The sequence below is a fragment of the Massilia sp. UMI-21 genome, from assembly GCA_015277795.1.
Taxonomy (GTDB): Bacteria; Pseudomonadota; Gammaproteobacteria; order Burkholderiales; family Burkholderiaceae_D; genus Telluria.
Map to the genome: position 1 here is coordinate 2,878,658 of CP063848.1, position 24,943 is coordinate 2,903,600.

A 24,943-nucleotide genomic window follows, 5' to 3' on the forward strand; every position below is an offset into this window, starting at 1 on the left:
TTCAGCTCAGGCGAACGGCGAGCGCACACAGGGTGACGAAGAGGATCGGCAGCGTCAGCAGAATACCCACGCGGAAGTAGTATCCCCACGAAATCTGGATATTCTTCGCCGACAGCACGTGCAGCCACAGCAGCGTCGCCAGGCTGCCGATCGGGGTAATCTTCGGTCCCAGGTCAGCGCCGATCACGTTGGCATACACCATCGCTTCACGTACCACGCCGGTAGTGGCAGTGGCATCGATCGCCAGTGCGCCCACGAGCACGGTCGGCATGTTGTTCATGATGGACGACAGGATAGCGGTGATGAAGCCGGTACCGAGCGCCGCACCCCACACGCCATATTCGGCGCAGCGGTCCAGCAGCGCCGTCAGGTAATCGGTGAGGCCAGCGTTGCGCAGTCCGTAGACCACCAGGTACATACCCAGCGAGAACACGACCACCTGCCATGGCGCACCGCGCAGCACTTCGCGCGTCGAGATCCGGTGGCCACGTGCGGCGACGGCCAGCAACACCACTGCTCCCACCGCGGCGACAGCGCTGATCGGGATGCCGACATCGTCCAGCCAGAAGAATCCAACCAGCAGCATCGTCAGCACCCACCAGCCCGTAACGAAGGTGGCGCGGTCATGGATCGCCTCTTCTGGACGCTTGAGCTGGGCCAGGTCATAGTCGGCCGGGATGTCCTTGCGGAAGAACCAGACCAGAGCGGCGAGCGTGGCTGCGACCGACACCAGGTTGACCGGCACCATGACCGCAGCGTAGCGCGCAAAAGTAATGTCGAAGTAGTCGGCCGATACGATGTTGACGAGGTTCGAGACCACCAGCGGCAGGCTGGCGGTATCGGCGATGAAGCCTGCAGCCATGACGAAGGCAAGCGTTGCGCGTGCGGAGAAGCGCAGGGCAACCAGCATGGCGATGACGATAGGCGTCAGGATCAGCGCGGCGCCGTCATTGGCAAACAGCGCGGCCACTGCCGCACCCAGCAGGACGAGCAGGACGAACAGGCGCCGGCCATTGCCCTTGCCCCAGCGCGCCACGTGCAAGGCTGCCCATTCGAAGAAACCGGCCTTGTCCAGCAACAGGCTGATGATGATGACGGCCACAAAGGCCCCAGTGGCATTCCAGACGATGTTCCAGACGACAGGGATGTCGCTGATCTGGATGACCCCTGCAAGTAGGGCTACGACCGCACCGGTGGACGCGCTCCAGCCGATGCCGAGGCCGCGCGGTTGCCAGATAACGAAGATCAAGGTTGCCAGAAAGATGAGAAAAGCGATCAGCACAAAAATCCTTTGGACGGTGGTGGTTCACCACGAAAAAAGGCCGGGGGCATGCCCGGCCATCATGAGACCCGGCGTGTTCAGGCGCCGATAAGGCCGATTCGGTCGAGCTCCGCCTTGAATAGTTCCCGGTCGCCCTTCAGTTCTTCCAGCGGCAATGCAAGAAAGGCCTCGATCCGTGCGCGCAGCGTGGCGTAGGCTTTTTCGAATGCGGTGTTGATTTCCTCTTCCGTGCCGACCACGTGGCCAGGGTCTTCGACGCCCCAGTGCGTGCGCAGAATGGGGCCGAGATAAACCGGGCATGTGTCGCCAGCGGCACTGGCACACACGGTGACGACGACGTCTGGCGTAACCGGCAGGTCATTCCACGATTTGCTGTAATAAGCTTCCGTGGAGATGCCTTTGCTTGCCAGCAGTGCAACCGCTTTTTCGTTCAGTTTGCCAATTGGCTGGCTGCCTGCACTGATGGCATGCAGGCCTTCAGGGGCGATATGGTTGAAGACTGCTTCACTGATGAGCGAGCGGCAGGAGTTACCAGTGCAGAGGAAAAGTACGTTCACGGAAAGCCTTTCGTAGAAAAAATAGATCAGTTTGTTGCAGCGGCGTCAGCGCTGTCGCAGGAGGCATTGCCGACCGGCGTACAGGGATTGCCGCCGCAGCAGTTCTCGGTGAGGAAGCCCAGCAAGGCATTCATCGTGTCGAAGTTCGCGGAGTAGATAATGAAGCGCCCGTCCTGGCGCGGAACCACCAGGCCAGCGTGCGACAGTTCCTTGAGGTGGAAAGAAAGCGAGGACGGCGGCACGTTGAGCGCCTCGGCGATCCTGGTCGCTGGCAGCCCGGCCGGGCCCGCCTGGACCAGCAGGCGATATGTGGCGAGCCGCGATTCCTGGGCTAGTGCAGCCAGGGCAGCGATTGCCGGTTTAGTGTCCATGACATGTACCCTTCTATTTGATATTTCTAGTATATTGGAATTGAAGCCATTACAGCAAGGAGTCATATGCGTGACGGTCGGGAACAGCGCCTTACAGCTTCCTCTCGGCGATTGCCCGGACGGCTTCGCGGCGTACCGAGTCGTCCTCCAGCCACTCCAAGGGCAGCGAAACGAACTGTTCGACCCGCTTTTTGATCTGCAAGAAGACCTGCCTGAAGGCTTCTTGCTTGTCCCTGTCGTTACCAGAAACCTGCGCCGGGTCCGGGTAGCCCCAATGCGCCGTCGTCGGGTGTCCCGGCCAATGGGGGCACACCTCTCCGGCCGCGCTGTCGCATACGGTGATGATGAAGTCCATGTGCGGCGCATCAGGCTGCCCGAATTCGAGCCAGCCCTTGCTGTGCATCGCCGCTACCGGGAAGCTGGAATCGAACCGTTTTATCTGTTCGATTGCCAATGGATTGACGACACCTGCCGGGCGGCTTCCCGCGGAATATGCCATGAAGCGCCCCCTGCCCAGCACAGTCAACAGTGCTTCCGACATGATGCTGCGCGACGAGTTGCCGGTACAAAGAAAGAGAACGCTGTAGCTCTTGCCTGCCATCGTCTGTCCGTTAACGCGAGGCGTTTTCAAGGCTCGCATCTGGGCGGGCAATGGCGCTCAGCTCTTCCTCGATGGCCATGCGTGAAAGTTTCGCGAAAGGCAGCATCGCGAAGATATCCAAGCGGTTCTTGATCTCACGGCACACCTTGCTAAACAGCTGCCGATGCTCCTGCGCACTGCCTACAAATGTCGCGGGATCTTCGAAGCTCCAGTGGGCCGTGATTGGATGCCCGGGCCAGCGCGGGCAAACCTCGCCAGCTGCCCTGTCGCATACCGTAATTACAAAGTGCATGTAGGGTGCATCGGCAGCGGCGAATTCATTCCAGCTCTTGCTGCGCAGATCAGCATACGGAAAACGAAGATGTTCGATCGCCTCCATTGCCAGCGGGTGAACAGAACCGGTCGGATGGCTCCCTGCGCTGTAAGCACTGAAGCGGCCGGCGCCGATCGCATTAAGGATGGCCTCGGCGATGATGCTGCGCGACGAGTTACCGGTACAAAGGAAAAGCACATTGAATGTTTCGTGGTCAGTCATCGCGGCCTCCAGGCAGACGGGTTGTTCATACGACTATTCGAAATATATCGAAGTTTCTTGACCGTTTGATGACACCGATATATTCTTTATTCGTCGAATGGCGAATAACGGCTATTGCCAGCCTCGCGCGGTGCTGACAAACAGCACGTCTGCATGCGTCTTCAAGCGGCACGCAATTCGTATTTTGTCGAATAACGAATAGTTTCCATGCGGGTCGACTACAGTCAAGCCACTTAAGGAGAGCAAACATGAAAAATGAGAACGCACAAAACTTGCCAGTCGCAGTGCTCGGCGCAGGTCCAGTCGGGCTCGCCGCAGCGGCCCATCTGATCGAACGCGGTCTAACGCCCCTGATCTTCGAAGCAGGTGCTGCCATCGGTGCGAACCTTGCGACTTATCGCCACGTTCGCTTGTTCTCGCCGTGGCAGTACAACATCGACAAGGCTGCCCGCCGCCTTCTGCTTGGACAAGGATGGAGTGAGCCGGCAGGCGAAGAATTGCCGACCGCTGGCGAACTGGTCGACCATTATCTTGCCCCACTGGCTTCGATTCGCGAGGTGAACTCGAATCTGCTGCTCGGCTACCGCGTCACGGCCATCACGCGCCCGGGGTTCGACAAGGTCAAGACAAAGGGGCGTGAAAGCGCGCCATTCCTCATTCGTGCTAACACGCCGGATGGCTCGTGCCAGTTCTTGGCCAGTGCCGTGATCGATGCTACCGGTACCTGGTCACACCAAAATCCTCTGGGTGCGGACGGCATCCCAGCGCTCGGCGAACAGGCGCTGTCCGACCGGATCGACTATGGCATGCCGGACGTTCTTGGTTCAGCCCGCGAAACCTACGCCGGGAAAAAGGTCATGGTAGTGGGAGCGGGCCATTCTGCAGCAGGCACCTTGCTCGCCCTCGCCCAGCTTACCCAGGAACATCCGGACACGCGTATCGTGTGGGTGACGCGCGGCAGCCAGCTGGCACGGTTTTTTGGCGGCGGTGAAGCCGACGCTCTCAAGGCGCGTGGGCAGCTTGGGCTGCGTTTGAAGGCATTACGCGATTCGGGCGGCCTCGAGATGCGGCAGAACTTCCGGATCCTGGAGCTGGCCGAGACCGATGGCAAGATCGCCGTGACCGCCGAGCCGATCGACGGTCCGGCCCCGGTCATCGAGGGAATCGACCGGATCATTTGTGCTGCCGGCGCACGGCCCGATCTCGCACTCACGCGGGAGCTTCGGGTCCGTCATGATCCGTGGCTTGAGAGCACGGATGCGCTGGCACCGCTGATCGATCCGAACGAGCATAGCTGCGGTACCGTGCGTCCACACGGTCACCGGGAACTGGCACATCCGGAATCTGGTTATTACGCCGTCGGTGCCAAGAGCTATGGCCGCGCCCCCAACTTCCTTTTGGCGACGGGCTACGAGCAGGTTCGCTCGGTGGCAGCAGCCCTGGTAGGAGACATGGCTGCGGCGGATGACGTCCAGCTGGACTTGCCGGAAACCGGAGTGTGCAACACGCGGCTGGCATACGAGGCAGCACCTGAGCCGACGGGCTCGTGCTGCAATGTTGCGCCGGCAGCAGCCGCTGCCTGCTGCGTTCCCGCGCCGTCGCCGACCGGCGCCTGCGGCTGCAGCAAGCCAGCCGAATCCACCTGCTGCGCTTGAGCTGACTGAACCCGCTGCCGGCAGATGCCGGCAGCGCCCAATCGGAACATTCCATGTCCCAGCCTTCGAAAACCATCGGCATACTGGCGATTACCCAAATCGTCTCCTGGGGAACGCTGTACTACGCCTTTACGATCCTGGCCGCCGGTGTGCAGCCTGAGCTTGGCCTCTCGCCTGAGCTCGTCTTCGGCGCTTTCTCCTGGAATCTTCTTGCGGCTGGCCTGGCGGCGCCCCCTGCCGGCATCCTGCTCGACCGCTAAGGGGGCCGCTACGTAATGGCCCTAGGTTCGTTTGTTTGCGCCATTGGCCTGGCCGTACTAAGCCGTGCTGGCGGTGTCGTTTCCTTGTACATCGCGTGGACGCTGATCGACATCGCGATGGCCCTCACACTGTACGAGGCAGCTTTCGCAACGATTAACCGCAAGTACGAGACCGGCTCAAGGCAAGCGATTTCGACCCTGACGCTGTTTGGCGGCTTTGCCAGTACGCTGCTCTGGCCGCTCACCGCCAAGCTGGATACGGTCTTTGGCTGGCGTGATACCAATTCGTGCTTCGCTGTCATGCAGCTGCCTCTCTGCATGCCTTTGCACTTATGGCTTGGCGCGGCCCCTGTGCGGCAGCCTCGACATCATCTCAGTGCCGAAGACCAGGGGCACACTTTGAAACATGCATTGCGTCACCCCGCGTTCTGGACGCTGGCATTGGCCATTTCGGCTAACACGTTCGTCTTTTCGGCGATGTCGGTGCACCTGATCCCACTGCTCGAGCGCCTGGGACTGTCACTGTCCACGGCTGTCTTGTTGGCCTCGCTGATCGGTCCAATGCAAGTAGCCGGACGTATCGGGGAGATGACGCTCGGCCGCAATACGTCTCTGCAAATCGTAGGAATTTTGACCTTCGCAATGCTGCCTGCTGCGCTGCTCGTGCTCGTATTGTTTGGAGCCAATGCATGGATTGTTGCCCTGTTCTGCATGCTGTACGGCGTGAGCAATGGCATCCTGACGATCGTACGCGGCTCGATCCCGCAAGCCTTGTTTGGCCGCCAGCATTACGGGGCGATCTCCGGTGCGTTGGCAGGGCCATCGCTACTATCGAAGGCTGCAGGGCCGCTCGCAGCTGCAGCATTACTGCGCCCGGAGGGTGGGACCACAATGCTGCTCATCGTGCTTCTGGCCGTTTCCATCGCCTCCCTCGTCTTCTACCTGCGTGCCGTGAGTATCGGCAGCTCGCCATCGATCGCGAAAGCCTTTGACAAGAACACAGCCTGACCACTAAGCTGCGTTCGCCGAATAACGAATGAGCGTTTCCATGTCTAAATCCTGCTGCTCCCCGGACGCCCGCAACACCCCGGGAAAAGAAATTGATGTCGATGACCTCGCACGCATGTGCAAGGCACTGTCACACCCCGCGCGAGTGCAGTTGCTCAGGCATCTTATCGATTACGGCGAGTGCTATTTCGGCAGCCTGGCGGACGTGCTGCCTTTGGCGCCATCGACAATCTCCAAGCACGTCTCGATCCTGAAGGATGCGGGCTTGATCGAAGGGTCATCGGATGTGCAACGGGTTTGCTATTGTGTCAATCACGAACGGCTTCTACAGTTCAAAGCAGTAGTACAAGATTTTTAGAATGAAGACGAGCGATCGGCATCATCGTCTGAAGTGCATTTGGGTAGGTCTGCTATCGCCGAGAATGAAGCTTCATTTCGCTGCCATTACGCGGTGATATACGGAGTTATCGCAGCACTGACTCTGGTTTTATATTCAGTGGCCTGCCGCACAGTCAGTCGTCGATCAATGCCTGAATGACTGGACAGCTTGTATCCGGAGCCCCACTGTCGCAGCGCGCAACCATTCCGGCGAGTGCTGACTTCATCGCCAGAAGGTCGCCTATCTTGGCCTCTACCATGGCGAGCTTTTTCGCCGCCAAAGCGCGCGTGCTCGAACATGTCCCCGAACCTTCCAGCTTGAGCAGGCTCGAAATTTCCTCAAGCGTAAAGCCCAGAAGCTGTGCGCGCTTGATGAAGCGAATTCGGCGTACATCTTCGTTGCCATAGGTGCGGTAGCCGGAACTTGGCCGTTCCGGCTCATCGATCAATCCACTTCGTTGATAGAAGCGAACGGTCTCGACGTTCACACCGGCGGCGTCAGCCAAGCGGCTGATGGTCATTTTCTCAGGCATGCGCTTGACTCCGTATCTATATACGGAGTTTATCCTATCTCTGTCTTAAACCGATCAGGATAAACATGAAGATGGGAACGAAAGGACCGCTAGTCGCGGGTGTGCTGGCTGCGCTGGGAGCATCGGCTTGTTGTGCGGGCCCGCTCGTCCTGCTATTGCTGGGCGTCGGCGGCGGTTGGGCATCCCGGCTTATCGCGCTGGAGCCCTACAGCCCCTATCTCACCGCGCTTACGGTACTGTTCCTCGGTACTGCATTCCATAACTTGTATCTGCGCCGGCCCGCGTGCCCCCCTGATGACGCCTGTTCCGATGACCATGTCTTGAGGAACCAACGCATTCTGTTTTGGCTCATTTCCTTGCCAGTCATACTGCTACTGACCTTCCCCTTGTACGCCGCGCTCTTCTACTGAAAGGATTCTTCGATGCACTTCTTTAACATCGCTATCGCCGGGATATTGCTTGCCAGTCCAGCCATCGCCGGTACGTCGCAAACCCTGACCCTCGACGTGCAGAACATGAGCTGTGCGACTTGCCCAATCACCGTTAAAAAAGCGTTACAGCGAGTTCCGGGCGTGATTGACGTAAAAATCGATTACGAGCGCAAGACGGCCACTGTGCAACTCGACTCCGACAAGGCTAGCGTAACAATACTGACCAAGGCGACGACCGACGCAGGCTTCCCTTCGACGGCCAGGAAAGTGCAATGAGCGATGCAACCCTCGAGTCGGTCCTGACCTGTCCGCATTGCGGACACAGCAAACAGGAAATCATGCCGACTGACGCTTGTCAGTTTTACTATGCATGCGAGGGCTGCGCCAACGTGCTGCGCCCAAAGGCCGGAGACTGCTGCGTTTTTTGCTCTTACGGCACAGTGAAGTGCCCGCCTATCCAGCTTGAGCGCCCCTGCTGTGGTTAAGCTGGGCTGTCGCCGAAATGCATCCTGTAGCTGGTTATAGTGATGGCATGGCATGTTGACAGAGCCGCGTAAGAGACCCGCGGCTCTGCTCGACGGAGGACTTGGCCGTTACATACCAAGCCTACGATCAGATCTTGAAATCGTCAAAGGCAACGTTTTCTTCCTTTACACCAAGGCCGCGCAGCATTGCCTGTGTCGCCGTCAGCATGGCCGGGGGACCGCACACGTAGAACTCGAGCGATGCGATGTCCGGGTGCGTGCGCAAACTCTCCAGCGCGGCTTCGTGTACCAGTCCCGCTGGCGCCCCGTCCCCTGCCTTTTCCTCGGACAGCACCAGGTGCCATTCGAAATTCGGGTGTTTCGCTGCGAACGCCTGCATTTCGTCCACATACGGCGCATCGCGCCGGCTGCGCGCCCCGTACCAGAAGTGCAGTGGTTCGGTCTCCCCCTTTGTCAGGAGCTCATGGATCATGGCGCGCAAGGGCGCCATCCCGGCGCCGCCACCGATGAATACTTTCTCGCGCGATCCCGGCTTCAGTGCGAAATCGCCGAAGGGGCCGCTGAAGCGAACTTCGTCGCCCACCTTCAGGGTGTACATGTAGCCTGATCCCCTGCCCGGCCGTTCTCCAGGCATGAAGCGAACCAGAAAAGTCAGTTGCCAGCCTGCGCATTCGACCGGCACCGATACCGAGTACGACCTGCGTACTGGCGTATCATTTGCGAGACTAGCCAGCGTACCGATCGCGCGCCAGTCGTCCTGATGATGCTCCGGGACTTCCACTTGGCTGGCGTCCCGCTCATACGGAGGAACATGAATCTGTACGTAGGCACCTGGACGGCAATCGACACGGCCTTGGGGGCTTAAGGTGATCTCTCGCAGGAAGGGCGTAACCGGTCTCACGCTGGTGACTATTCCAATCCGCTCGGCCGGCATTGCCAGGGCATTTCCGATATCGACATCGAGGCTGCGCTTCACGGGAAGGTTGCAGGCCAACCTGTATCCCGCCTCGAGCTTCCGGGGCGACAGCAGCGCACGGTCTGCGCTCGTAGGTTCGGGCGCCTGGCCAACGCATCTCACTTCGCACAGGCCGCAGCTTTGGCCGCCACCGCAGTTCGACGGCAGCTGCAGGCCCGAGCGGCAAAGCGCCTGGAGTACGGTATCGCCCTGCACCGCCTCGACCGAGCGCTGCGTCGTGCCGCTGCCGTCGACCAGATTCACGGTACGGCGCCGGCGCCAGCGGCTCGGGACGAATTCCGCAAGTCGGACGCTGACGAACAGCAGCCAGACACCCGTCAGTGCCATCCACAATCCGCCGATTGCACTGGAGACGAGCAAGGGATTGTTGAAGTTGGTCCGCTCGCCGTAGTCCATGATGTGAAGCATCCAGAACAGGTCAAACAGGCGCCAGGTACTGTTCCTGTGTTCGAGCACGGCTCCCGACCGGCTGGAGACATAGACCGAGGTCTCGTCCGCATCGTCGAAGTCGACGCGCCAGACGGGCTCCTTGTGGGCGCGGGCCTCCAGCGTGAAGTTCAGCAGGCGGGGCGTGCCGGCCTTGCCGCTTCCGGAGTAGGATGCACGGGCAATCTCCCTTGCCAAGCTGGCGTCCACCGCCACGGCCTTCCCGTCTGCGGCGCTGACGAGCCAGCTGCGCTTGTCGTTCTGCAGCCGATATACCGGCCGGTCGAGCAGCCAGCCGGAAGTAATCGCCATGACCTTGTCGCGGCTGGCCGCAAGCACGGCGTCCGTACTGAGCACGTCGCGCGGCCATGCCGGCGGCGCCGGCGGCTTGATGCGGAATTCGCGTCCCTGAACCTTGTTCGCGTCGAGCAGGCTCATGACAACCCCACTCGACATCCACAGCAGGAACTGGATCGCCAGGATCACCCCGACCCACTTGTGCAATCGTCTCATCCAATGGCTCATGCCTGCTTCCTCCGGTTGAAGCTGTAGAAGAGCAGCCATGCTCCGATGAGGGCAAACAGCAGGCCGGTAATCGAGGCCGTGCGCAGCAGCGTGTTGTTCACGTTCTCACGCTCCTCGTAGTCCATGATGTGGAACATCCACAGGAAATCGAACCACCTCCAGAGCTCATGCCTTCTGGCCACCAGGTCCCCGGTATGCGGGGAAAAGTACAGCGTCGTCTGGCCTGGCTCGTCGTAATGGACGGCCCACAGCGGTACAGGCCGTGAACCGACTTCCTGCGGCGCCTTCGTCACCCATTCGACGCCCTTGATGCTGCCCTCCCCCGCGTAGGCCGCATCCGCGAGGGCAACGATCTGGTCGCGATCGAGCGGGCTGATCTTCTTGCCACTGGCGGCGTCCACGAGGCTTGCTTGTTTGCCATGCTTGATCTCGTAGACTTCCTTGCCAAGCAGGCTTTTCATGCGAACGGCGGTGAGGCCTGGGTAGGCCTCGTGCAGGCGAGACTGGCTGATACGGGTGGCTGACGGGTTGAGCCTCTCAGTCGGGACGTGGGCAAGGTGGTCGCCGTGGATCACCTCCAGCGGGACGACGACCATGTAGAGACCACTGATCATCCAGAGCAGCGCCTGCACGCCGATGACAAGCCCGATCCATTTGTGGGCGCGTCGCACCCAGAAAGCTAATTGCATAGTTGTTGTAATAGTAAAGTTACCCGGTCAGTTGGGCGGACCGGAGCGAAGCATACATGCTCGCGGACCGCCCGGCATCATTGAATGGCTAGAACTTGTAGCCCAGGCGAACGTGCCAGCGGCGACCCAGCAGGTCGTAGGTCATCGTATCGGTGTTCCCGTCCGTCCAGCTCTGGATATACGGGGCACGCTTGTCGAACAGGTTGTCGACCCCGAACGAGAGTGCCATCGCTTTGTTGAATGCGTACTTCACGCTAGCGTTGTGATACGAGATGCTCGGTGCGTGCGAGCCGATGTCCTCCGGTGCGGCGTTAATGTCGTCCGCCTTGCCGATATACTGGACCGTATAGGAACCCGACCACGGCCCGTTGGACGCCGTCAGGGATGCCGTCGACCGCCACTTGGCGTAGCTTCCTCGTCCACCCGTGATCTTGCCGGCGTACTCGATGACCTCGCCGCCAGGGAATGGCGTCACGTCGTAGCGGTTGAGGCGCGAGACGTCGGCCGTGACGGACGAGGCCCAGCCGAAGAGGCTGAAATCATACATGGCGCCGAAGTCCAGGCCAGCAACCTTCTGCTGCGCCGCGTTCTCCGGCTGGGACGACAGGAAGTTGATCTCGCCTGTGCGCGGATCGCGGGTGAAACTCGAAGGCCGGCAGAAGATGTGGGACAGTCCTGGCGAGTTATAGCACACCGACAGTTTGGTCGATCCCGGGACCGTCTCGATGGCGTTGTCGATCTCGATGTTGAAATAGTCGAGGGTCAGGGTCAGCGCCCTGGACGGCGTCCACACCATCCCGACCGTGAAGGTATCCGCCTCTTCCGGCTTCAGGTTCTGGTTGCCGCCGCCGGTCGTCAGGATCGACGGGCCGAACTGCCTGTAGCCGGCAGGTACGCCGGACGCCTGGCAGTTCTTGTAGACCGCGGAGTTCGGATCGAGCGTGTTCCAGTTGTTGCATGGGTCGGTCGTCGTCAGGTTGCCCTCGGAAACACCGCCGAACAGTTCCGGCACGTTCGGCACCCGGAAGGCCGTCGACCTGTTCGCGCGCATTTTCAGCGCCGGCATCACCTGCCAGTCCAGGCCCAGCTTATAGGTTCCCTGGGAACCGAACAGGCTGTAGTCGGAATAGCGGGCCGCCGCATTCATGGTCAGCGACTGCACCAGCGGCAGCTTGGCCAGCAAGGGAACGGACAGTTCGGCAAACACTTCACGCGCGCTGTACTGGCCGGCAATCGGGTCCATGGCAGGTGTATTTGCCGCGCCCGACACGATCAGGCTGTCCGGGTCCCGCCAGCCTTTCTCACGCCGGTATTCGAAGCCGGAAGCAAATCCCACCGGACCTGCCGGCATCGAGAACAGCTCGCCGCTGATGCTGGCATTGAAGCTCTTCTGGTCGTTTCCGCCATGGTCGCGCGTCGTGAAGTGGATGTACTCCAGCACCGCCGGGCTCAGGTTGCCGTAACCAAGGTAATTGCCGCAGGGAGCGGCGGTCGGTGTCCTGCCGCAGGTCGCAGCGTTCAGGGTCGCATCGACACGGTCCAGGTTGATGATGTTCGTCATCCCATCCACGCCTGTGTTGCGGCCCCAGTTGAGGGACGCCGACCAATCCCACTTGTCTCCAAGCGCGCCTTTGAGGCCGGCGACGATGCGGAAGGTGTTCGTTTCTTGGAAAAAGTAGCGTGGCCCCACCTCGGCCACCCTGCGCCGCTCTAGGGTCAAGTTCTGACCCGTCGGGTTGGTCGGATGGTTCGCGGCGATCTCGATCGGACGGTAGACCCCGATCGCGCCGGGCGTCGCCAGCTGCTTCGATTTGCGGTTCGTGAACATGAGCTCGCTGAACATGTCCACCCGATCGGTCAGGCGCATATTGCCGAAGGCACTGACGCCGACACGCTTGATCGGGTTGACCGCGTTCAGGAACGGATTGCTGTTGTAGGCGTGCTTGGCCGCGCTGTAGGTTTCGAATCCACGTGGATTCCCGTTCGGATCCTGGTTGAAGTTGACGCGGCGACCATCCGCGAGGCGGGCACGGCCGCCGATGGTGGACGAGCTGCCGGAGCAGACCAGTTCGCCATTCTCTTCGAATAGTGAACAAGGCGCACGCGACGCCAGGTTGACAGCGCCGCTCTCGGAGTAGTTCAACGACGCCATCAGCGATCCGCGCTCGCTCCGCGTACCCCATACGAGATCAGCGGACTTCTCGTCGCCGTCGCCGCGCTCCGTCTTGCCGTACCGGACAGAGGCCTCGGCACCGTCGATTGCCTTCTTGGTGATGATGTTGACGACGCCGGCGACAGCGTCCGCGCCATAGATCGCGGATGCGCCGTCCTTCAGCACCTCGATCCGCTCGATCATCGCGACCGGGATCATGTTCAGGTCGACCGAGCTGTTGGCGCCCGTCCCTCCCGACACGACGCGGCGTCCGTTCAGGAGGACCAGGGTGCGGTCGATGCCGAGGCCGCGCAGGTTGACCTGAGTGGTACCATAACCGTTACTGGTCCAATAGGCACTGGTCTGGCTCCCCGCGGTGCCCGCGGAAGACGGCATACGCTGTAGCAGCGTCTCGACCGAGATCGCGCCCGAGCGCTGGATGGTTTCCGCGTCGATCACGGTCACCGGGCCGACACCGGACAGCTGCTCCTGTCGCAGATTGATCCGGCTGCCCGTGATCTGGACCCGTTCCATCCCGGTCGCCTGGGTGTTCTCGGTGGTAGCGGGTTGCTGTGCATGGGCGCCTTGCTGCAGGACCAGCATTGCGAGCGCGGCTGTCGTTCTTGGGACGAATTTGTGAACCATTTACCCTCCGGGGCTATTTTTGTAAGAGCAATAAGACCGCAAAGCTTACAGCTTCGGTCGCGGCATATGGTGGGTGAAGCAATCGATTACTTCTTGTATATACAATTGCGCAGCATTTTTAATGTAGCGCGCTTTCTGCCGATAAGCAATAAACACGCATTTTTACAAAAACTTTCCGAATAAAATTTCAGAATGAGCGAATGCGCCGGCGCAAATTCGCGCCGGCATGAGCTTACTTGGTGGCGGAGGGAGTTAGGTGTCCTGCCCTGCCGCCTGTCCCTGCTCAGGTCACGATCATGCTGCAAGCATCCGGCGGCACTCTTCGGCACACCGGCGGCAGGCCGCAGCGCACTCCTGGCAATGCTGCATCTGATGCTTTCCGCACTCTTCGGCACACATGTCACACAGCGCGGCGCATGCCTCGCAGACGAGCTTGGCCGCTTCGCTGCCCCGTGCCATCATGGCGGCAGCGACCCGGCAGAGCTGAGCGCAATCGATGTCGAGTGCGATGCAGCGGGCCATCATCTTTACGTCCTCCTCCTGCAGGCAGGCGGCGGCACACATGTCGCACGCATCCGCACAGTCATTGCAGGCCTCGATACAGGTTTCGTGTTGCTGGTTCATGGTGATCTCCTAAAAACGGTTGGTCTCGGTCTCTATCAGGACAAAACTTTTGCGCGCCGCAGAACGATGCCGCGCCGCGGGTCAATCAAAACCAAAGGCGCACTCCCACCACCGCCTGGACTTCGCTCCGGTCGCCGCCACGCTGTCGCGTGTAATCAGCGGTTCCGCCGAACTGGCGGTTCCAGGTGACGCCGATGTATGGCGCGAACTTGCGCGTGATTTCGTAGCGCAGCCGCAGGCCCATGTTGATGTCGGATAGGCCTTTCCCAGTGGCCCGCTCGGGATCCGCGCGGCTGTACAGGTTCGCGCCCAGCTCGGGCTCGAGGATCAAACGGGGCGTGAACAGGATTTCGTACTTCACATTCAGGCGCGCGGCGAGGCCGCTTCCGGGCCGCCAGTACGCGGTGGCCTCGGTCTCGAACCAGTAAGGGGCCAACCCCTGCACCCCGACGGCAAGCCAGTTCCTTCCGCCACCCTCACCGCTGTCGTGCCGCACACCCAACTGGGTACTCCAGAACGGTGCGAATGCCCGGTCCCACAGTAGCTCGGTGCGGGACGAATCGAGCGAGCCGCCCCGGCGCTCTCCCTCTACCTTGAGCCAGGCCTTGTTGTAGTCATTGCCATACCACGCCTCGGCTTCGAGGTTCTGACCGTGTTCGCCATCGCCCCTGGCTGCTTCGAGCTTGTCGACCAGTACCTTCCCGAACGGAGCGTTGTCGTTCATTTCGTGGTTGCCGAAGTTGGCGTGGCGAGTCCCCTCGTTATAGGCGTTCGGATCCCGGGAGTCCGGCGGAGGGTCGCCTCCCTGCATGGGTCCCATTCGCATGGCATGACCTGCCATGACGCCCTCCGGGCCTGCCGCGCGTTCCTGGCCACCGCTTCCTGCTGCGGGAACTGCGCCGTGTCGCATGGCTGCATGATCCATGCCGGGCATGGCCCTGGTTGCCGGCTGGGCCTGCGGCTTCGCGGGAGTTGCTGCTTGTGCTGCGTGACCCGTATGGCCGGTAGCGTGACCCTGGTGTTCCGCCGCCTGCGCTGGCGGGGCCTTCTGCGCTGCGACTGGAGTGTTCGCATGCACGGCATGGCCAGCAGCATTCGACGCAGCCGGATTGGGCGGTGTCTGCTGCGGCGACTTCTTGCTGGCCGGCGCGGGTGTCCCGTGTCCCATCTTCGAGTGGTCCATGGTCGACATGTCGTGACTGCCGGTAGACTGGGGCGGCTGGGTTGGAGCTGCCGTCTGTGCTGCAGCGTGCGCCGCAACCAGGCACGCCAGCACGAGCGCGCAAGGCGCAGGCTTGATCGATGGGTTTTTCATGATACGACCACCTCCCTGAACATCCCGGCTTCCATGTGGTACAACAGATGGCAGTGGTAAGCCCAATGGCCGGGCGCATCGGCCGTGACCCGGTAGGTGATCCTTTGCGCCGGCTGTACATTGATCGTGTGCTTACGAACCTGGAATTTCCCGTCGGGAGACTCCAGCTCGCTCCACATGCCATGCAAGTGGATCGGATGGTTCATCATCGTGTCGTTCACGAGCACGATGCGCAGCCGCTCCCCGAACCGGAAGCGGATCGGCAAGGATTCCGAGAATTTCTGGCCATCGAACGACCACATGAAGCGTTCCATGTTTCCGGTCAGGTGAAGCTCGATCTCGCGGCTCGGTTCCCGTGGATCGACCGGCCCGCCGATCGTGCGCAGATCGGCATAAGTCAGGACGCGCCGGCCGTTGTCGCGCAGGTTGACGCCAGGGTCGTCGAGGTTGGTGCGCGGCATATCGACGTGCATGTCGACGCCCGGCCCGTATTCGGTGCGCGCATGCGTCACCTTCGGCGGATGGCCCGCTGCCGGCGCGCCGGCCGCTGGCATCTGCGCATGCCCACCCATCGCATGGCCGCCCGCGGCCCCCGAACCATGCATGCCTGACATGGCCATCGCACCCATCATGTCGGTCATGCTGAGCCACTGGGCCTCGTCCATCTCGGGCACTGGAGCCTGCATTCCCGGCCGTGGTGCCAGCGTGGCGCGGACGAAGCCCGAGCGGCCGATCGACTGTGCAAAGATGGTGTACGCCATGTCGTCTCGTGGCTCGACGATGACATCATAGGTTTCGGCGACCGAAATCCGGAATTCATCCACAGTGACAGGTTCGACTTCCTGTCCGTCCGCGGAGACGACGATCATTTTCAAACCCGGGATGCGCACGTCGAAGATGGTCGTCGCGGCGCCGTTGATGAAGCGCAGGCGCACTCGTTCGCCGACGCGGAACAGGCCGGTCCAGTTCATCTCTGCTGTGGAGCCGTTGATGAGGTAACGCAGTGCCCCGCTGATATTCCGGCTGGCCGTCACATCGCTGAAGTCGGTCGGCATCATGCGCATCTGGTTCCACATCTTGCGCTTGTCCACGGCCGCAGCGAATCCCATGCTCCGCACGTCCCGGATGAACTCGCCGAAGGTGGGCTGTTTGTTGTTGAAGAAGTCGCTCATCTTCTTCAGGTTGGCCAGCACCCGCTCCGGCTTCTCGTCCGTCCAGTCCGACAGCATCACGACATAGTCGCGCTCGGCCTCGACCCACTCGCCGGCTTTCGGGAGTACGACGATCGGGCCGTACAAGCCGAGCTGCTCCTGAAGTCCAGAATGGCTGTGGTACCAGTACGTACCGCTCTGCTTGACCTCAAACCGGTAGGTAAATGTCTGCCCTGGCTGGATCCCGGCGAAACTCAGACCCGGCACCCCATCCATGTCGGCGGGGAGAAGGATGCCGTGCCAATGAATCGAACTGACTGCCGACAACCGGTTGGTCACCCGAATCGTGACGGTATCGCCCTCGTTCCAGTAGAGGGTGGGCGCCGGCACCTGGCCATTGACCGCAATGGCGATGCGGTCCGCTCCGGTGAAGTTGACGCGCATCGGTCCGATCTCGAGATCGAAACTGGTACCGCGAAGATGGCGCCTGTCCTGCGCGGCAAACAACGCGCCAGGGCTGAAGCCCGCGAGGCCTATCGCTGCGCCGATCCCTTGCAGGAAGCGGCGGCGCCAGCTGCTTGCGCAGCCGTGAGTAACTACTGAACGTTTCATAAGGTTCTCCGATTCGACATGCGACTTCTGGCACAGTACACAGTAATCTGCTCGATTCGGCCCAAACGTTCCCCATGCCGGTAACCAGGGACGCGGACACACCTGCCCCGCGGCGGATAGCCAACAGGGCACGACTCGATTGTTTGATCTGATTTGTTTGAACGCGTGCCCGGTCAGGTTGACTCATTCGCGCAGGCGCGAGCGCAGGCACGGGCCGGTCTTCCGCAAATCAGGAACGCATCGCCGGCGTTAGCCGTGAAGGATTACGCCGCGATTGACGCGGCAGTGCGTGGGGGGCGTTCGATCCGGGCAGGAATATGCCCGGGGAACGAAGGCAAGGAAAATTGCAGGGCAGTGCTGACCGCTTCCTCGACCGCAGTCACGGCCATTACAGGCGGTGGCGCATAGGCGCCGATGGAGCAATTTGCACAGGTGCCGCAGCCAGATCGCGCGTGCGCGCCGTCATCGTCGCAGTCTTCATCCTGCGCTGCGACTCTCTGCGCCGGCGCGGCGGCATGATCGTGCCCGCCATCTTGTCCCTCACCGGCCACCGTCGCCTCCATCGGCATGCCAGCGGCATGGTCAGCGTGGGCGGCCAAGGGATGATGCGCCATGCCGCACTCGAACCTCGCCACTCCCGCAATGCTCTGCAAAGGGAGGGAGACGATGAGTAGGCACAAGAAAAATGTTCGAAGCCTGGCGCGCATATGGTCAATGTAGCATGCTCCCGGCATAGCGTGCACACAATTCCGTGGCGCTGCCCGCGCGGCTCTTCGCCGCACTCACCCAGTTCGCCAGCGTCCCTTTCGGGATCCCGATCCGCTGGGCCGCTTCCTCCTGAACAATCCTTGCTCCAGCAGCTTCACCGCCTCGGCCCAGAAATCCGGCAGGTATGTCTTCGAGTTCTTGAGTTTGCTCCTTCCGACAAGACACGATCAATAATTCCTCGTCACACCCTGCATGCCTGGGGCAGATACGGCGTTTCCATGAAGGCCCATTCAATTGACAAAGACATAGGGCGAGCCTAGACTTCGAACTGACCATGAGACTTCCACGCACATCTCGACTAATTGCCGCGACAATAGTGCTGTTCAGCATATTGTTTATGCAACTCGCTGTGTCGGCTTATGCGTGCCCAGCGCTGGGTCTGGGGCATGACCGTCAGATGACCTCGTCTGTGCAGACAATGCCAGCCGATATGGTCCCATGCGAAGACATGGATAAGGAACAGCCGAATCTGTGCCATGCGTCCCACCAGACAGCTAAGCAATCGCTCGACAAGCCTGCGACGCCACCTTTGGCAGCTTTCGTTGCTGTCGGCTACGGTCTTCCGATAAACCTGGAAGTAATTTCATTCGAGCGCTTTCTCGGCAGGTCAGCTCCTGCTTTCCTCGCGCGCGCGACGGCTCCGCCTATAGCCATTCGCAACTGCTGCTTCCGAATTTGATCCTTCAGTCTGCTTGATTCCTCATCGCTACGCGTCGGCGCGAGCGATGTTACTCAATGCATTCTGGAGGTTTCATGCTTTCCCGAGATATCAAAGCGCGCCACCCCGCGCCTCGTCCGGCTGTTCGGCCTCTCCGAGCAGTCCTCTTTGTTGTATTCACAGTATCGGTCGTCGTTACCAACGCCACCGTTGCCAGCGAACGGGTACTGTCGCTGGTTGAAGCCCAGCAGCAGGCAGTCGAGCGATCCCGATTGTTGGCGGCGAAGGACCATGCTGTCCAGTCTGCACGGGAGATGTCAGTCGCTGCCGGTCAGCTCCCCGATGCGGTCCTGAAGCTCGGTGTCGACAATCTACCGATCAATGGACAAGATCGCTTCAGCATGACGCGCGACTTCATGACGATGCGACGCATCGGCGTGATGCAAGAGCTGACGCGTACCGACAAACGTCGCCTGCGTGCGCAACGATTTGAACGCGAAGCGGAAAAGTCGGTGGCGGAAAAATCTGCCACGACCGCGACAATCGAACGCGAGACCGCACTGGCCTGGCTGGACCGTTACTACGCCGAAGCAATGTCGACCGCAATAGCCGAACAGCTAGATCAGGCGAAGCTCGAGATCCAGGCGGCGGAGTCGGCGTATCGGGCCGGCCGGGGCAACCAGGCAGACATCTTCAACTCACGAAGCGCATTCGCTTTCCTGGAAGACAAGGCAAGCGATATCAGGCGCCGCATCGGCAATGCCAACATCGTGTTGGCCCGATGGATTGGCGACGCGGCTCAGTTGCCGCTCGGCGACAAGCCGGCAGTCGACTCCATCCGCCTCGACGAGGCTACACTCGAGGCCCAACTCGGACACCATCCGGAACTTGCCGTGCTTGCCAAACAGGAAGACATCGCAACGACAGAAGCGCAGCTTGCAAAGGCGAACAAGAAGGCGGACTGGAGCATCGAGGTCGCAGTCCAAAAACGCGGTCCAGGGTATTCGGACATGGCATCGGTCGGCCTTTCGGTGCCCCTGCAGTGGGACCGGAAAAACCGCCAGGACCGCGAACTGTCGTCGAAGCTGGCCCAGGTCGAACAAGCAAGGGCGGAACGCGAGGACGCGCTGCGCGCCCATGTCGCTGAAGTGCGGGCCATGTTGAACGAGTGGCATACAAACAGGCAGCGACAGATCCGCTACGAGCAAGAACTGATCCCTTTTGCTCGCTCCAGGACAGAAGCGTCGCTTGCCTCTTACCGTGGCGGCAAGGCCACGCTGGCAGACGTCCTCGTGGCGCGGCGCAGTGAAATCGATGTGCGCTTGCAGGCTTTACAGCTCGGGCAGGAAACCGATCGCCTGTGGGCGCAACTTAATTTTCTTTTCCCGCAATACGGCCATACCCAGCCATTGAGAAGCAGGGCGAACAAGGATTTTTAAATGAATGCTAGAAAATTAACAACTGTACTGCTAGTGGCTGCGGCACTGAGCGCCGCCGGGTACGGCCTCTACAAGTTTGGTATGAATCGCGGGATGGGGATGTCCCCTGCTCCACAATCGGCGCCCTCCGCCCAAGAAGCAGGTGCAGATCAAGCTACTGGACGCAAGGTGCTTTATTGGCATGACCCGATGGTCCCGGGCCAGAAATTCGACAAGCCGGGCAAGTCGCCGTTCATGGATATGCAACTCGTTCCTGTGTATGCCGACGAGGCTGGCGATGAGGGCAGTGTCAGCATCAGCCCACGAGTGGAACAGAACCTGGGTATCCGTACCGCCGAAGTCACGAAGGGCAGGCTTGCCTCCAGCGTGGAGGCTGTCGGCAACGTGGCTTACAACGAGCGTGACGTCGCCGTCGTGCAGGCGCGCAGTAACGGCTACGTCGAGCAGCTCTTCGTGCGCGCACCCCTCGACCAGGTGAAAAAGGGGCAGCCCCTGGCGGCTTTGTATGTGCCTGACTGGGTCGCAGTGCAGGAAGAATATCTGACGGCCAAGCAGATGAAAGGTCCAGGGACGGACGGCCTGGTGGAGGGCGCGCGGCAGCGTATGCGCCTCGCCGGGATGACGGACGCGCAGATCCGAGGTGTCGAATCCAGCGGCAAGGTGCAGCCTCGGGTAACCATCAGCGCGCCCATCAGTGGTGTCGTTGCAGAGCTCGCAGTTCGTGAAGGGATGACCTTCGCCTCCGGCGCTCCGATGTTCCGAATCAATGGGCTCAGTACAATCTGGGTCAACGCCGAGGTGCCCGAAGCGGCGGCGGCTGAAGTACGTCCTGGCACCAGAGTCGAAGCCCGTACCCCCGCGCTGCCAGGCACTGTCTTACATGGCAAGGTCAGCGCAATCTTGCCTGAAGTTGAAGCGACTACACGCACATTGACGGCGCGTGTCGAACTCGCCAATCCACAGCAACGCCTGGTGCCGGGTATGTTCGCGACCGTAAGCTTCACGCCGGCAGCCAGCGCGGAAACCTTGATGGTCCCGACGGAAGCGGTGATCCAGACAGGTACACGCAGTGTTGTGATGGTCGCTCAAGGTCAGGGCAAATTCAGCCCTGTCGACGTCCAAACCGGCCGCGAGAGCAATGGCCAGACTCAAATTCTCAAAGGTCTCGACCTTGGGCAAAAAATCATTGTCTCGGGTCAGTTCCTGATCGATTCGGAAGCCAGCCTGAGAGGTACCACGAACCGGCTAAGCGGCCCCGTGCCAACCGAAGGCAATCAGCAAACCGCTGGCCCGACGACGCATCGCGCTCAAGGCAAAGTCGAGGATATCGACAAGGATGAAATTACGCTTTCGCACGATCCGATCCCAAGCATGCAATGGCCGGCAATGACGATGGGATTCAAGGTGCCGGTGGCGGGCGCACCGAAAAATCTGGCAATCGGCGATACGGTGAACTTCGAGTTCCAGCAAACCAAGGACGGCTCGTTCCAGATCACCAGCATTTCCCCTGCTGGACCGTCGATGCAGGGCATGGGTGACATGGGCGCCGCCGCTATCAAGCATGGCGCCCACACTCCTGCCGCTATGGGAGACGCAAAGAAATGATCGCCAAACTCATTCGCTGGTCGATCCTGAATCGCTTCCTGGTACTTCTGGCAACAGTGGGGATCACGGCGTGGGGCATCTACGCGTTGCAGCGTACTCCGCTCGACGCCCTGCCTGATTTATCCGACGTGCAGGTGATCATCCGCACATCCTACCCGGGCCAGGCGCCTCAACTAGTCGAGAACCAGGTCACCTATCCGCTCACTACGACAATGCTGTCGGTGCCGGGCGCGAAAACGGTACGCGGCTATTCCTTCTTTGGCGATTCCTTCGTCTACATCCTGTTCGAGGACGGCACCGACCCGTATTGGGCGCGCTCGCGTGTACTGGAATACTTGAATCAGGTGCAGTCGCGCTTGCCGCCGCAGGCGAAGACCTCGCTCGGCCCCGACGCTACGGGAGTTGGTTGGGTCTACGAATACGCACTCGTCGACCGCAGTGGCAGGATGGACCTGTCGCAATTGCGCGCGTTTCAGGACTGGTTCCTCAAGTACGAGCTCAAGACGGTCGCCAATGTGTCGGAAGTCGCAAGCCTGGGCGGCATGGTGCGGCAATATCAGATCGTACTCGATCCCGCGAAGCTTCGCGGCTACAACATTGCGCATGGCATGGTCATCGACGCGGTGCAGAAGGCCAACCAGGAGGCCGGCGGTTCAGTGCTCGAGCTGGGCGAAGCCGAATATATGGTACGTGCGAGCGGTTACCTGCAGTCGCTCGACGACTTCCGCAAGATTCCCCTGATGACTTCGGAGGCCGGTGTTCCCGTCCTGCTGGGTGACGTCGCGCGAATCCAGCTGGGTCCGGAAATGCGACGCGGCATCTCCGAGCTCAACGGCGAAGGCGAGGTTGCAGGTGGCGTCATCGTCATGCGCTCAGGGAAAAATGCGCTGGAGACTATCGATGCGGTGAAAGCGAAACTGGCGGCTCTCAAGCCAAGTCTGCCCCCTGGAGTTGAGATCGTTCCGACCTACGACCGATCGCACCTGATCAGACGGGCGGTAGACAATCTGCGCGACAAGCTGGTCGAGGAATTCGTCGTCGTTGCAATTGTGTGCGCAATCTTCCTGTTCCATTTGCGCTCGGCGCTAGTTGCGATTGTCACACTGCCGATCGGTATCTTAATCGCCTTCATCGTCATGCACTACCAGGGGGTAAACGCGAACATCATGTCGCTCGGCGGTATCGCGATTGCGGTGGGCGCGATGGTGGACGCCGCCGTGGTCATGATCGAGAACGCGCACAAGCATATCGAAGTGTGGAACCACGCTCATCCGGGGACGAAGCTGGAAGGAGAAGATCGCTGGCGGGTCATTGGAGATGCAGCGGCCGAAGTCGGGCCGGCGCTGTTCTTCTCGCTGTTGATCATCGTGCTGTCGTTTATTCCAGTGTTCACGCTGGAGGCGCAAGAAGGCCGCCTGTTCTCGCCGCTTGCGTTCACGAAGACCTACTCAATGGCAGCGGCGGCAGGGCTGGCTGTGACCTTGATCCCGGTACTGATGGGCTACCTGATCCGCGGACGCATTCCCGAGGAGCACAAGAACCCACTGAATCGCTTCTTGATTGCCGTGTACCGCCCCTTGCTCGATGGGGTGCTGCGCTTCCCCAAGGCGACGCTGATCGCGGCCGCTGCGATTGCCCTTGTGACCGTGTGGCCGATGACGCGGCTCGGCGGGGAATTCATGCCGCCTCTTGATGAAGGCGACCTCCTGTACATGCCTTCGGCGCTGCCAGGACTGTCGGCAGGCAAAGTGTCGCAGCTGCTCCAGCAGACTGACCGCTTGATCAAAACCGTACCCGAAGTGCAAAGCGTGTTTGGCAAAGCAGGGCGGGCCGAGACGGCAACCGACCCTGCGCCCCTGGAGATGTTCGAGACCACGATTCAATTCAAGCCCAGGGATCAATGGCGCTCAGGAATGACCACGGACAAGCTGGTGGAGGAACTGGACAGCGTAGTCAAGGTGCCTGGACTTTCCAATATCTGGGTACCGCCGATCCGGAACCGCATCGACATGCTGGCTACGGGCATAAAGAGTCCGGTCGGCGTCAAGGTGGCCGGTAGCAGCCTGCAGGAAATCGATCGCGTTGCCAGTGAAATCGAAAGGATCGTCAAGAAGGTTCCGGGCGTGTCATCGGCATTGGCTGAACGTCTCAATGGAGGACGCTATATCGACGTCAACATCAGCCGCGACCAGGCAGCCCGGTACGGCCTGAATATCGCCGATGTGCAGAGCGTCGTCTCGGCGGCAATTGGCGGTGACAACATTGGTGAGACCGTGGAAGGCCTGCAGCGCTTCCCGATCAACGTCCGCTATCCGCGCGAGGTCCGGGATTCCATCGAAAACCTGCGGCAATTGCCCGTCCTGACGCCGCGCGGGGCACAGATTCGCCTGGGTGATGTGGCAGAGATCCGCATCAATGACGGCCCACCCATGCTCAGGAGTGAAAACGCGCGCCTGTCCGGTTGGGTGTACGTCGACATTCGAGGACGCGACATGAATTCGGTGGTGCGCGACATGCAGCAGGTTGTCGCGAAGGAGGTCAAGCTGCAACCGGGGTATTCGATTTCCTGGTCAGGTCAGTTCGAATACCTGGAACGCGCCAGTGCGAAGCTCAAGTTCGTGGTGCCGGCAACGCTATTGGTAATCTTCATCCTTCTCTACATGACATTTAAGCGCTTTGACGAGGCCATCCTCATCATGGCGACCTTGCCGTTCGCACTGGCCGGCGGTATCTGGTTGCTCTGGATACTTGGGCACCACATTTCGGTCGCCAGCGCGGTGGGCTTCATTGCACTTGCAGGCGTTGCGGCAGAATTCGGGGTGATCATGCTGCTCTACCTGAAACATGCCTGGGAAGCCCGCCTGGCGGCAGGAAAGGCGTCGGAAGCTGATCTGTTAGACGCTATTCGCGAGGGCGCGGTTCAACGTGTGAGGCCAAAGGCAATGACCGTCGCGGTCATCATTGCCGGTTTAGTGCCGATCATGATCGCCCATGGCACGGGTTCGGAAATCATGCAGCGTATTGCAGCGCCAATGGTCGGTGGGATGTTGTCCGCGCCATTGCTGTCGATGTTTGTGGTGCCAGTGGTCTACATGTTGATGCGCCGTCGGGAGGTACAACAAGAGAACGTCCGTCAATCCGGAGCCAAGGAGGCCATCTATGAAAATACATGAGTTACAACGACGGGATAGCACGAGTCGACCAGGTCTCCGTGGATTACTCAATCATTAAAGGAGACGATCATGAAGAAGATATTTGGGAT

Annotated in this window: 20 protein-coding genes and 1 pseudogene; 8 read left to right on the forward strand and 13 right to left on the reverse strand. The window is 60.5% G+C overall.

Annotation, left to right across the window (positions count from 1 at the left end; genetic code table 11):
- Window position 1: 1 nt before the first annotated feature.
- The 5 genes from IM543_12870 to IM543_12890 all read right to left on the reverse strand — a co-directional run bounded on the left by IM543_12870 (window position 2) and on the right by IM543_12890 (window position 3,346).
- Window positions 2–1,282 carry an arsenic transporter gene (locus tag IM543_12870; protein ID QOY92518.1) on the reverse strand — a complete coding sequence of 427 codons (1,281 nt, stop codon included), beginning with the start codon at window positions 1,280–1,282 and terminating at the stop codon, window positions 2–4.
- 77 nt (window positions 1,283–1,359) lie between these two features.
- The gene (locus tag IM543_12875) at window positions 1,360–1,839 is read right to left on the reverse strand and encodes an arsenate reductase ArsC (protein ID QOY92519.1); all 480 of its coding nucleotides are present in this window, start codon (window positions 1,837–1,839) and stop codon (window positions 1,360–1,362) included.
- 26 nt (window positions 1,840–1,865) lie between these two features.
- On the reverse strand, window positions 1,866–2,210 hold the full coding sequence (locus tag IM543_12880) for a helix-turn-helix transcriptional regulator (GenBank protein QOY92520.1): 345 nt from the start codon (window positions 2,208–2,210) through the stop codon (window positions 1,866–1,868).
- A gap of 91 nt (window positions 2,211–2,301) precedes the next feature.
- The gene (locus IM543_12885; protein ID QOY92521.1) at window positions 2,302–2,811 is read right to left on the reverse strand and encodes an arsenate reductase ArsC; all 510 of its coding nucleotides are present in this window, start codon (window positions 2,809–2,811) and stop codon (window positions 2,302–2,304) included.
- A 10-nt stretch (window positions 2,812–2,821) separates the two neighbouring features.
- Window positions 2,822–3,346, reverse strand: a complete 525-nt coding sequence (locus IM543_12890; GenBank protein QOY92522.1) for an arsenate reductase ArsC — start codon at window positions 3,344–3,346, stop codon at window positions 2,822–2,824.
- A gap of 248 nt (window positions 3,347–3,594) precedes the next feature.
- Between IM543_12890 and IM543_12895 the strand changes: the two genes are divergently transcribed.
- The 3 genes and pseudogenes from IM543_12895 to IM543_12905 all read left to right on the forward strand — a co-directional run bounded on the left by IM543_12895 (window position 3,595) and on the right by IM543_12905 (window position 6,627).
- Window positions 3,595–5,001, forward strand: a complete 1,407-nt coding sequence (locus IM543_12895; protein QOY92523.1) for an NAD(P)-binding domain-containing protein — start codon at window positions 3,595–3,597, stop codon at window positions 4,999–5,001.
- A gap of 53 nt (window positions 5,002–5,054) precedes the next feature.
- Window positions 5,055–6,269: pseudogene (locus tag IM543_12900) on the forward strand (MFS transporter).
- A gap of 28 nt (window positions 6,270–6,297) precedes the next feature.
- Complete coding sequence (locus tag IM543_12905; GenBank protein ID QOY92524.1) at window positions 6,298–6,627, forward strand: winged helix-turn-helix transcriptional regulator; 330 nt, start codon at window positions 6,298–6,300, stop codon at window positions 6,625–6,627.
- 154 nt (window positions 6,628–6,781) lie between these two features.
- On the opposite strand, the gene merR is transcribed toward IM543_12905, so the two are convergent.
- The gene (gene merR, locus IM543_12910) at window positions 6,782–7,180 is read right to left on the reverse strand and encodes an Hg(II)-responsive transcriptional regulator (protein ID QOY92525.1); all 399 of its coding nucleotides are present in this window, start codon (window positions 7,178–7,180) and stop codon (window positions 6,782–6,784) included.
- A gap of 65 nt (window positions 7,181–7,245) precedes the next feature.
- Here merR and IM543_12915 point away from each other — a divergent pair, with 65 nt between their 5' ends.
- Together IM543_12915 and merP are read left to right on the forward strand one after the other, a co-directional pair.
- Window positions 7,246–7,590, forward strand: coding sequence for a mercury transporter MerT (locus tag IM543_12915; protein ID QOY92526.1), 345 nt, complete (start codon window positions 7,246–7,248; stop codon window positions 7,588–7,590).
- Between the two features lie 12 nt (window positions 7,591–7,602).
- Window positions 7,603–7,887: a mercury resistance system periplasmic binding protein MerP gene (gene merP / locus IM543_12920; GenBank protein ID QOY92527.1), complete on the forward strand. Its 285-nt coding sequence runs from the start codon at window positions 7,603–7,605 to the stop codon at window positions 7,885–7,887.
- Between the two features lie 336 nt (window positions 7,888–8,223).
- On the opposite strand, the gene IM543_12925 is transcribed toward merP, so the two are convergent.
- The 7 genes from IM543_12925 to IM543_12955 form a co-directional block, all read right to left on the reverse strand.
- Entirely contained in the window at window positions 8,224–10,023 is a 1,800-nt protein-coding gene (locus IM543_12925) for a 2Fe-2S iron-sulfur cluster binding domain-containing protein (GenBank protein QOY92528.1), read from the reverse strand.
- Window positions 10,020–10,712, reverse strand: a complete 693-nt coding sequence (locus tag IM543_12930; protein QOY92529.1) for a PepSY domain-containing protein — start codon at window positions 10,710–10,712, stop codon at window positions 10,020–10,022. The genes IM543_12925 and IM543_12930 overlap by 4 nt, the downstream gene beginning before the upstream one ends.
- A gap of 88 nt (window positions 10,713–10,800) precedes the next feature.
- Window positions 10,801–13,509 carry a TonB-dependent receptor gene (locus IM543_12935; protein ID QOY92530.1) on the reverse strand — a complete coding sequence of 903 codons (2,709 nt, stop codon included), beginning with the start codon at window positions 13,507–13,509 and terminating at the stop codon, window positions 10,801–10,803.
- Between the two features lie 294 nt (window positions 13,510–13,803).
- Window positions 13,804–14,133, reverse strand: coding sequence for a four-helix bundle copper-binding protein (locus IM543_12940; GenBank protein QOY92531.1), 330 nt, complete (start codon window positions 14,131–14,133; stop codon window positions 13,804–13,806).
- A gap of 85 nt (window positions 14,134–14,218) precedes the next feature.
- Complete coding sequence (locus IM543_12945) at window positions 14,219–14,953, reverse strand: copper resistance protein B (GenBank protein ID QOY96664.1); 735 nt, start codon at window positions 14,951–14,953, stop codon at window positions 14,219–14,221.
- A 491-nt stretch (window positions 14,954–15,444) separates the two neighbouring features.
- A complete protein-coding gene (locus IM543_12950) occupies window positions 15,445–17,211 on the reverse strand; it encodes a copper resistance system multicopper oxidase (GenBank protein ID QOY92532.1) in 1,767 nt (588 codons plus the stop codon).
- A gap of 263 nt (window positions 17,212–17,474) precedes the next feature.
- On the reverse strand, window positions 17,475–17,825 hold the full coding sequence (locus IM543_12955) for a hypothetical protein (GenBank protein QOY92533.1): 351 nt from the start codon (window positions 17,823–17,825) through the stop codon (window positions 17,475–17,477).
- Between the two features lie 907 nt (window positions 17,826–18,732).
- Between IM543_12955 and IM543_12960 the strand changes: the two genes are divergently transcribed.
- From IM543_12960 to IM543_12970, 3 genes are read left to right on the forward strand one after another with little or no spacing between them, the layout of a single operon-like run.
- A complete protein-coding gene (locus tag IM543_12960; GenBank protein QOY92534.1) occupies window positions 18,733–20,076 on the forward strand; it encodes a TolC family protein in 1,344 nt (447 codons plus the stop codon).
- Window positions 20,077–21,681, forward strand: coding sequence for an efflux RND transporter periplasmic adaptor subunit (locus tag IM543_12965; GenBank protein ID QOY92535.1), 1,605 nt, complete (start codon window positions 20,077–20,079; stop codon window positions 21,679–21,681). It abuts the gene before it with no gap.
- The gene (locus IM543_12970) at window positions 21,678–24,854 is read left to right on the forward strand and encodes an efflux RND transporter permease subunit (GenBank protein QOY92536.1); all 3,177 of its coding nucleotides are present in this window, start codon (window positions 21,678–21,680) and stop codon (window positions 24,852–24,854) included. The genes IM543_12965 and IM543_12970 overlap by 4 nt, the downstream gene beginning before the upstream one ends.
- Window positions 24,855–24,943 lie beyond the last annotated feature (89 nt).

Bases quoted from the DNA above. Each gene is read 5' to 3' on its own strand.
- IM543_12880 (QOY92520.1), bottom strand. From the start codon at position 2,210: ATGGACACTAAACCGGCAATCGCTGCCCTGGCTGCACTAGCCCAGGAA.
- IM543_12885 (QOY92521.1), bottom strand. From the start codon at position 2,811: ATGGCAGGCAAGAGCTACAGCGTTCTCTTTCTTTGTACCGGCAACTCG.
- IM543_12890 (QOY92522.1), bottom strand. From the start codon at position 3,346: ATGACTGACCACGAAACATTCAATGTGCTTTTCCTTTGTACCGGTAAC.
- IM543_12895 (QOY92523.1), top strand. From the start codon at position 3,595: ATGAAAAATGAGAACGCACAAAACTTGCCAGTCGCAGTGCTCGGCGCA.
- IM543_12905 (QOY92524.1), top strand. From the start codon at position 6,298: ATGAGCGTTTCCATGTCTAAATCCTGCTGCTCCCCGGACGCCCGCAAC.
- merR (QOY92525.1), bottom strand. From the start codon at position 7,180: ATGCCTGAGAAAATGACCATCAGCCGCTTGGCTGACGCCGCCGGTGTG.
- IM543_12915 (QOY92526.1), top strand. From the start codon at position 7,246: ATGAAGATGGGAACGAAAGGACCGCTAGTCGCGGGTGTGCTGGCTGCG.
- merP (QOY92527.1), top strand. From the start codon at position 7,603: ATGCACTTCTTTAACATCGCTATCGCCGGGATATTGCTTGCCAGTCCA.
- IM543_12925 (QOY92528.1), bottom strand. From the start codon at position 10,023: ATGAGCCATTGGATGAGACGATTGCACAAGTGGGTCGGGGTGATCCTG.
- IM543_12930 (QOY92529.1), bottom strand. From the start codon at position 10,712: ATGCAATTAGCTTTCTGGGTGCGACGCGCCCACAAATGGATCGGGCTT.
- IM543_12935 (QOY92530.1), bottom strand. From the start codon at position 13,509: ATGGTTCACAAATTCGTCCCAAGAACGACAGCCGCGCTCGCAATGCTG.
- IM543_12940 (QOY92531.1), bottom strand. From the start codon at position 14,133: ATGAACCAGCAACACGAAACCTGTATCGAGGCCTGCAATGACTGTGCG.
- IM543_12945 (QOY96664.1), bottom strand. From the start codon at position 14,953: ATGGGACCCATGCAGGGAGGCGACCCTCCGCCGGACTCCCGGGATCCG.
- IM543_12950 (QOY92532.1), bottom strand. From the start codon at position 17,211: ATGAAACGTTCAGTAGTTACTCACGGCTGCGCAAGCAGCTGGCGCCGC.
- IM543_12955 (QOY92533.1), bottom strand. From the start codon at position 17,825: ATGGCGCATCATCCCTTGGCCGCCCACGCTGACCATGCCGCTGGCATG.
- IM543_12960 (QOY92534.1), top strand. From the start codon at position 18,733: ATGCTTTCCCGAGATATCAAAGCGCGCCACCCCGCGCCTCGTCCGGCT.
- IM543_12965 (QOY92535.1), top strand. From the start codon at position 20,077: ATGAATGCTAGAAAATTAACAACTGTACTGCTAGTGGCTGCGGCACTG.
- IM543_12970 (QOY92536.1), top strand. From the start codon at position 21,678: ATGATCGCCAAACTCATTCGCTGGTCGATCCTGAATCGCTTCCTGGTA.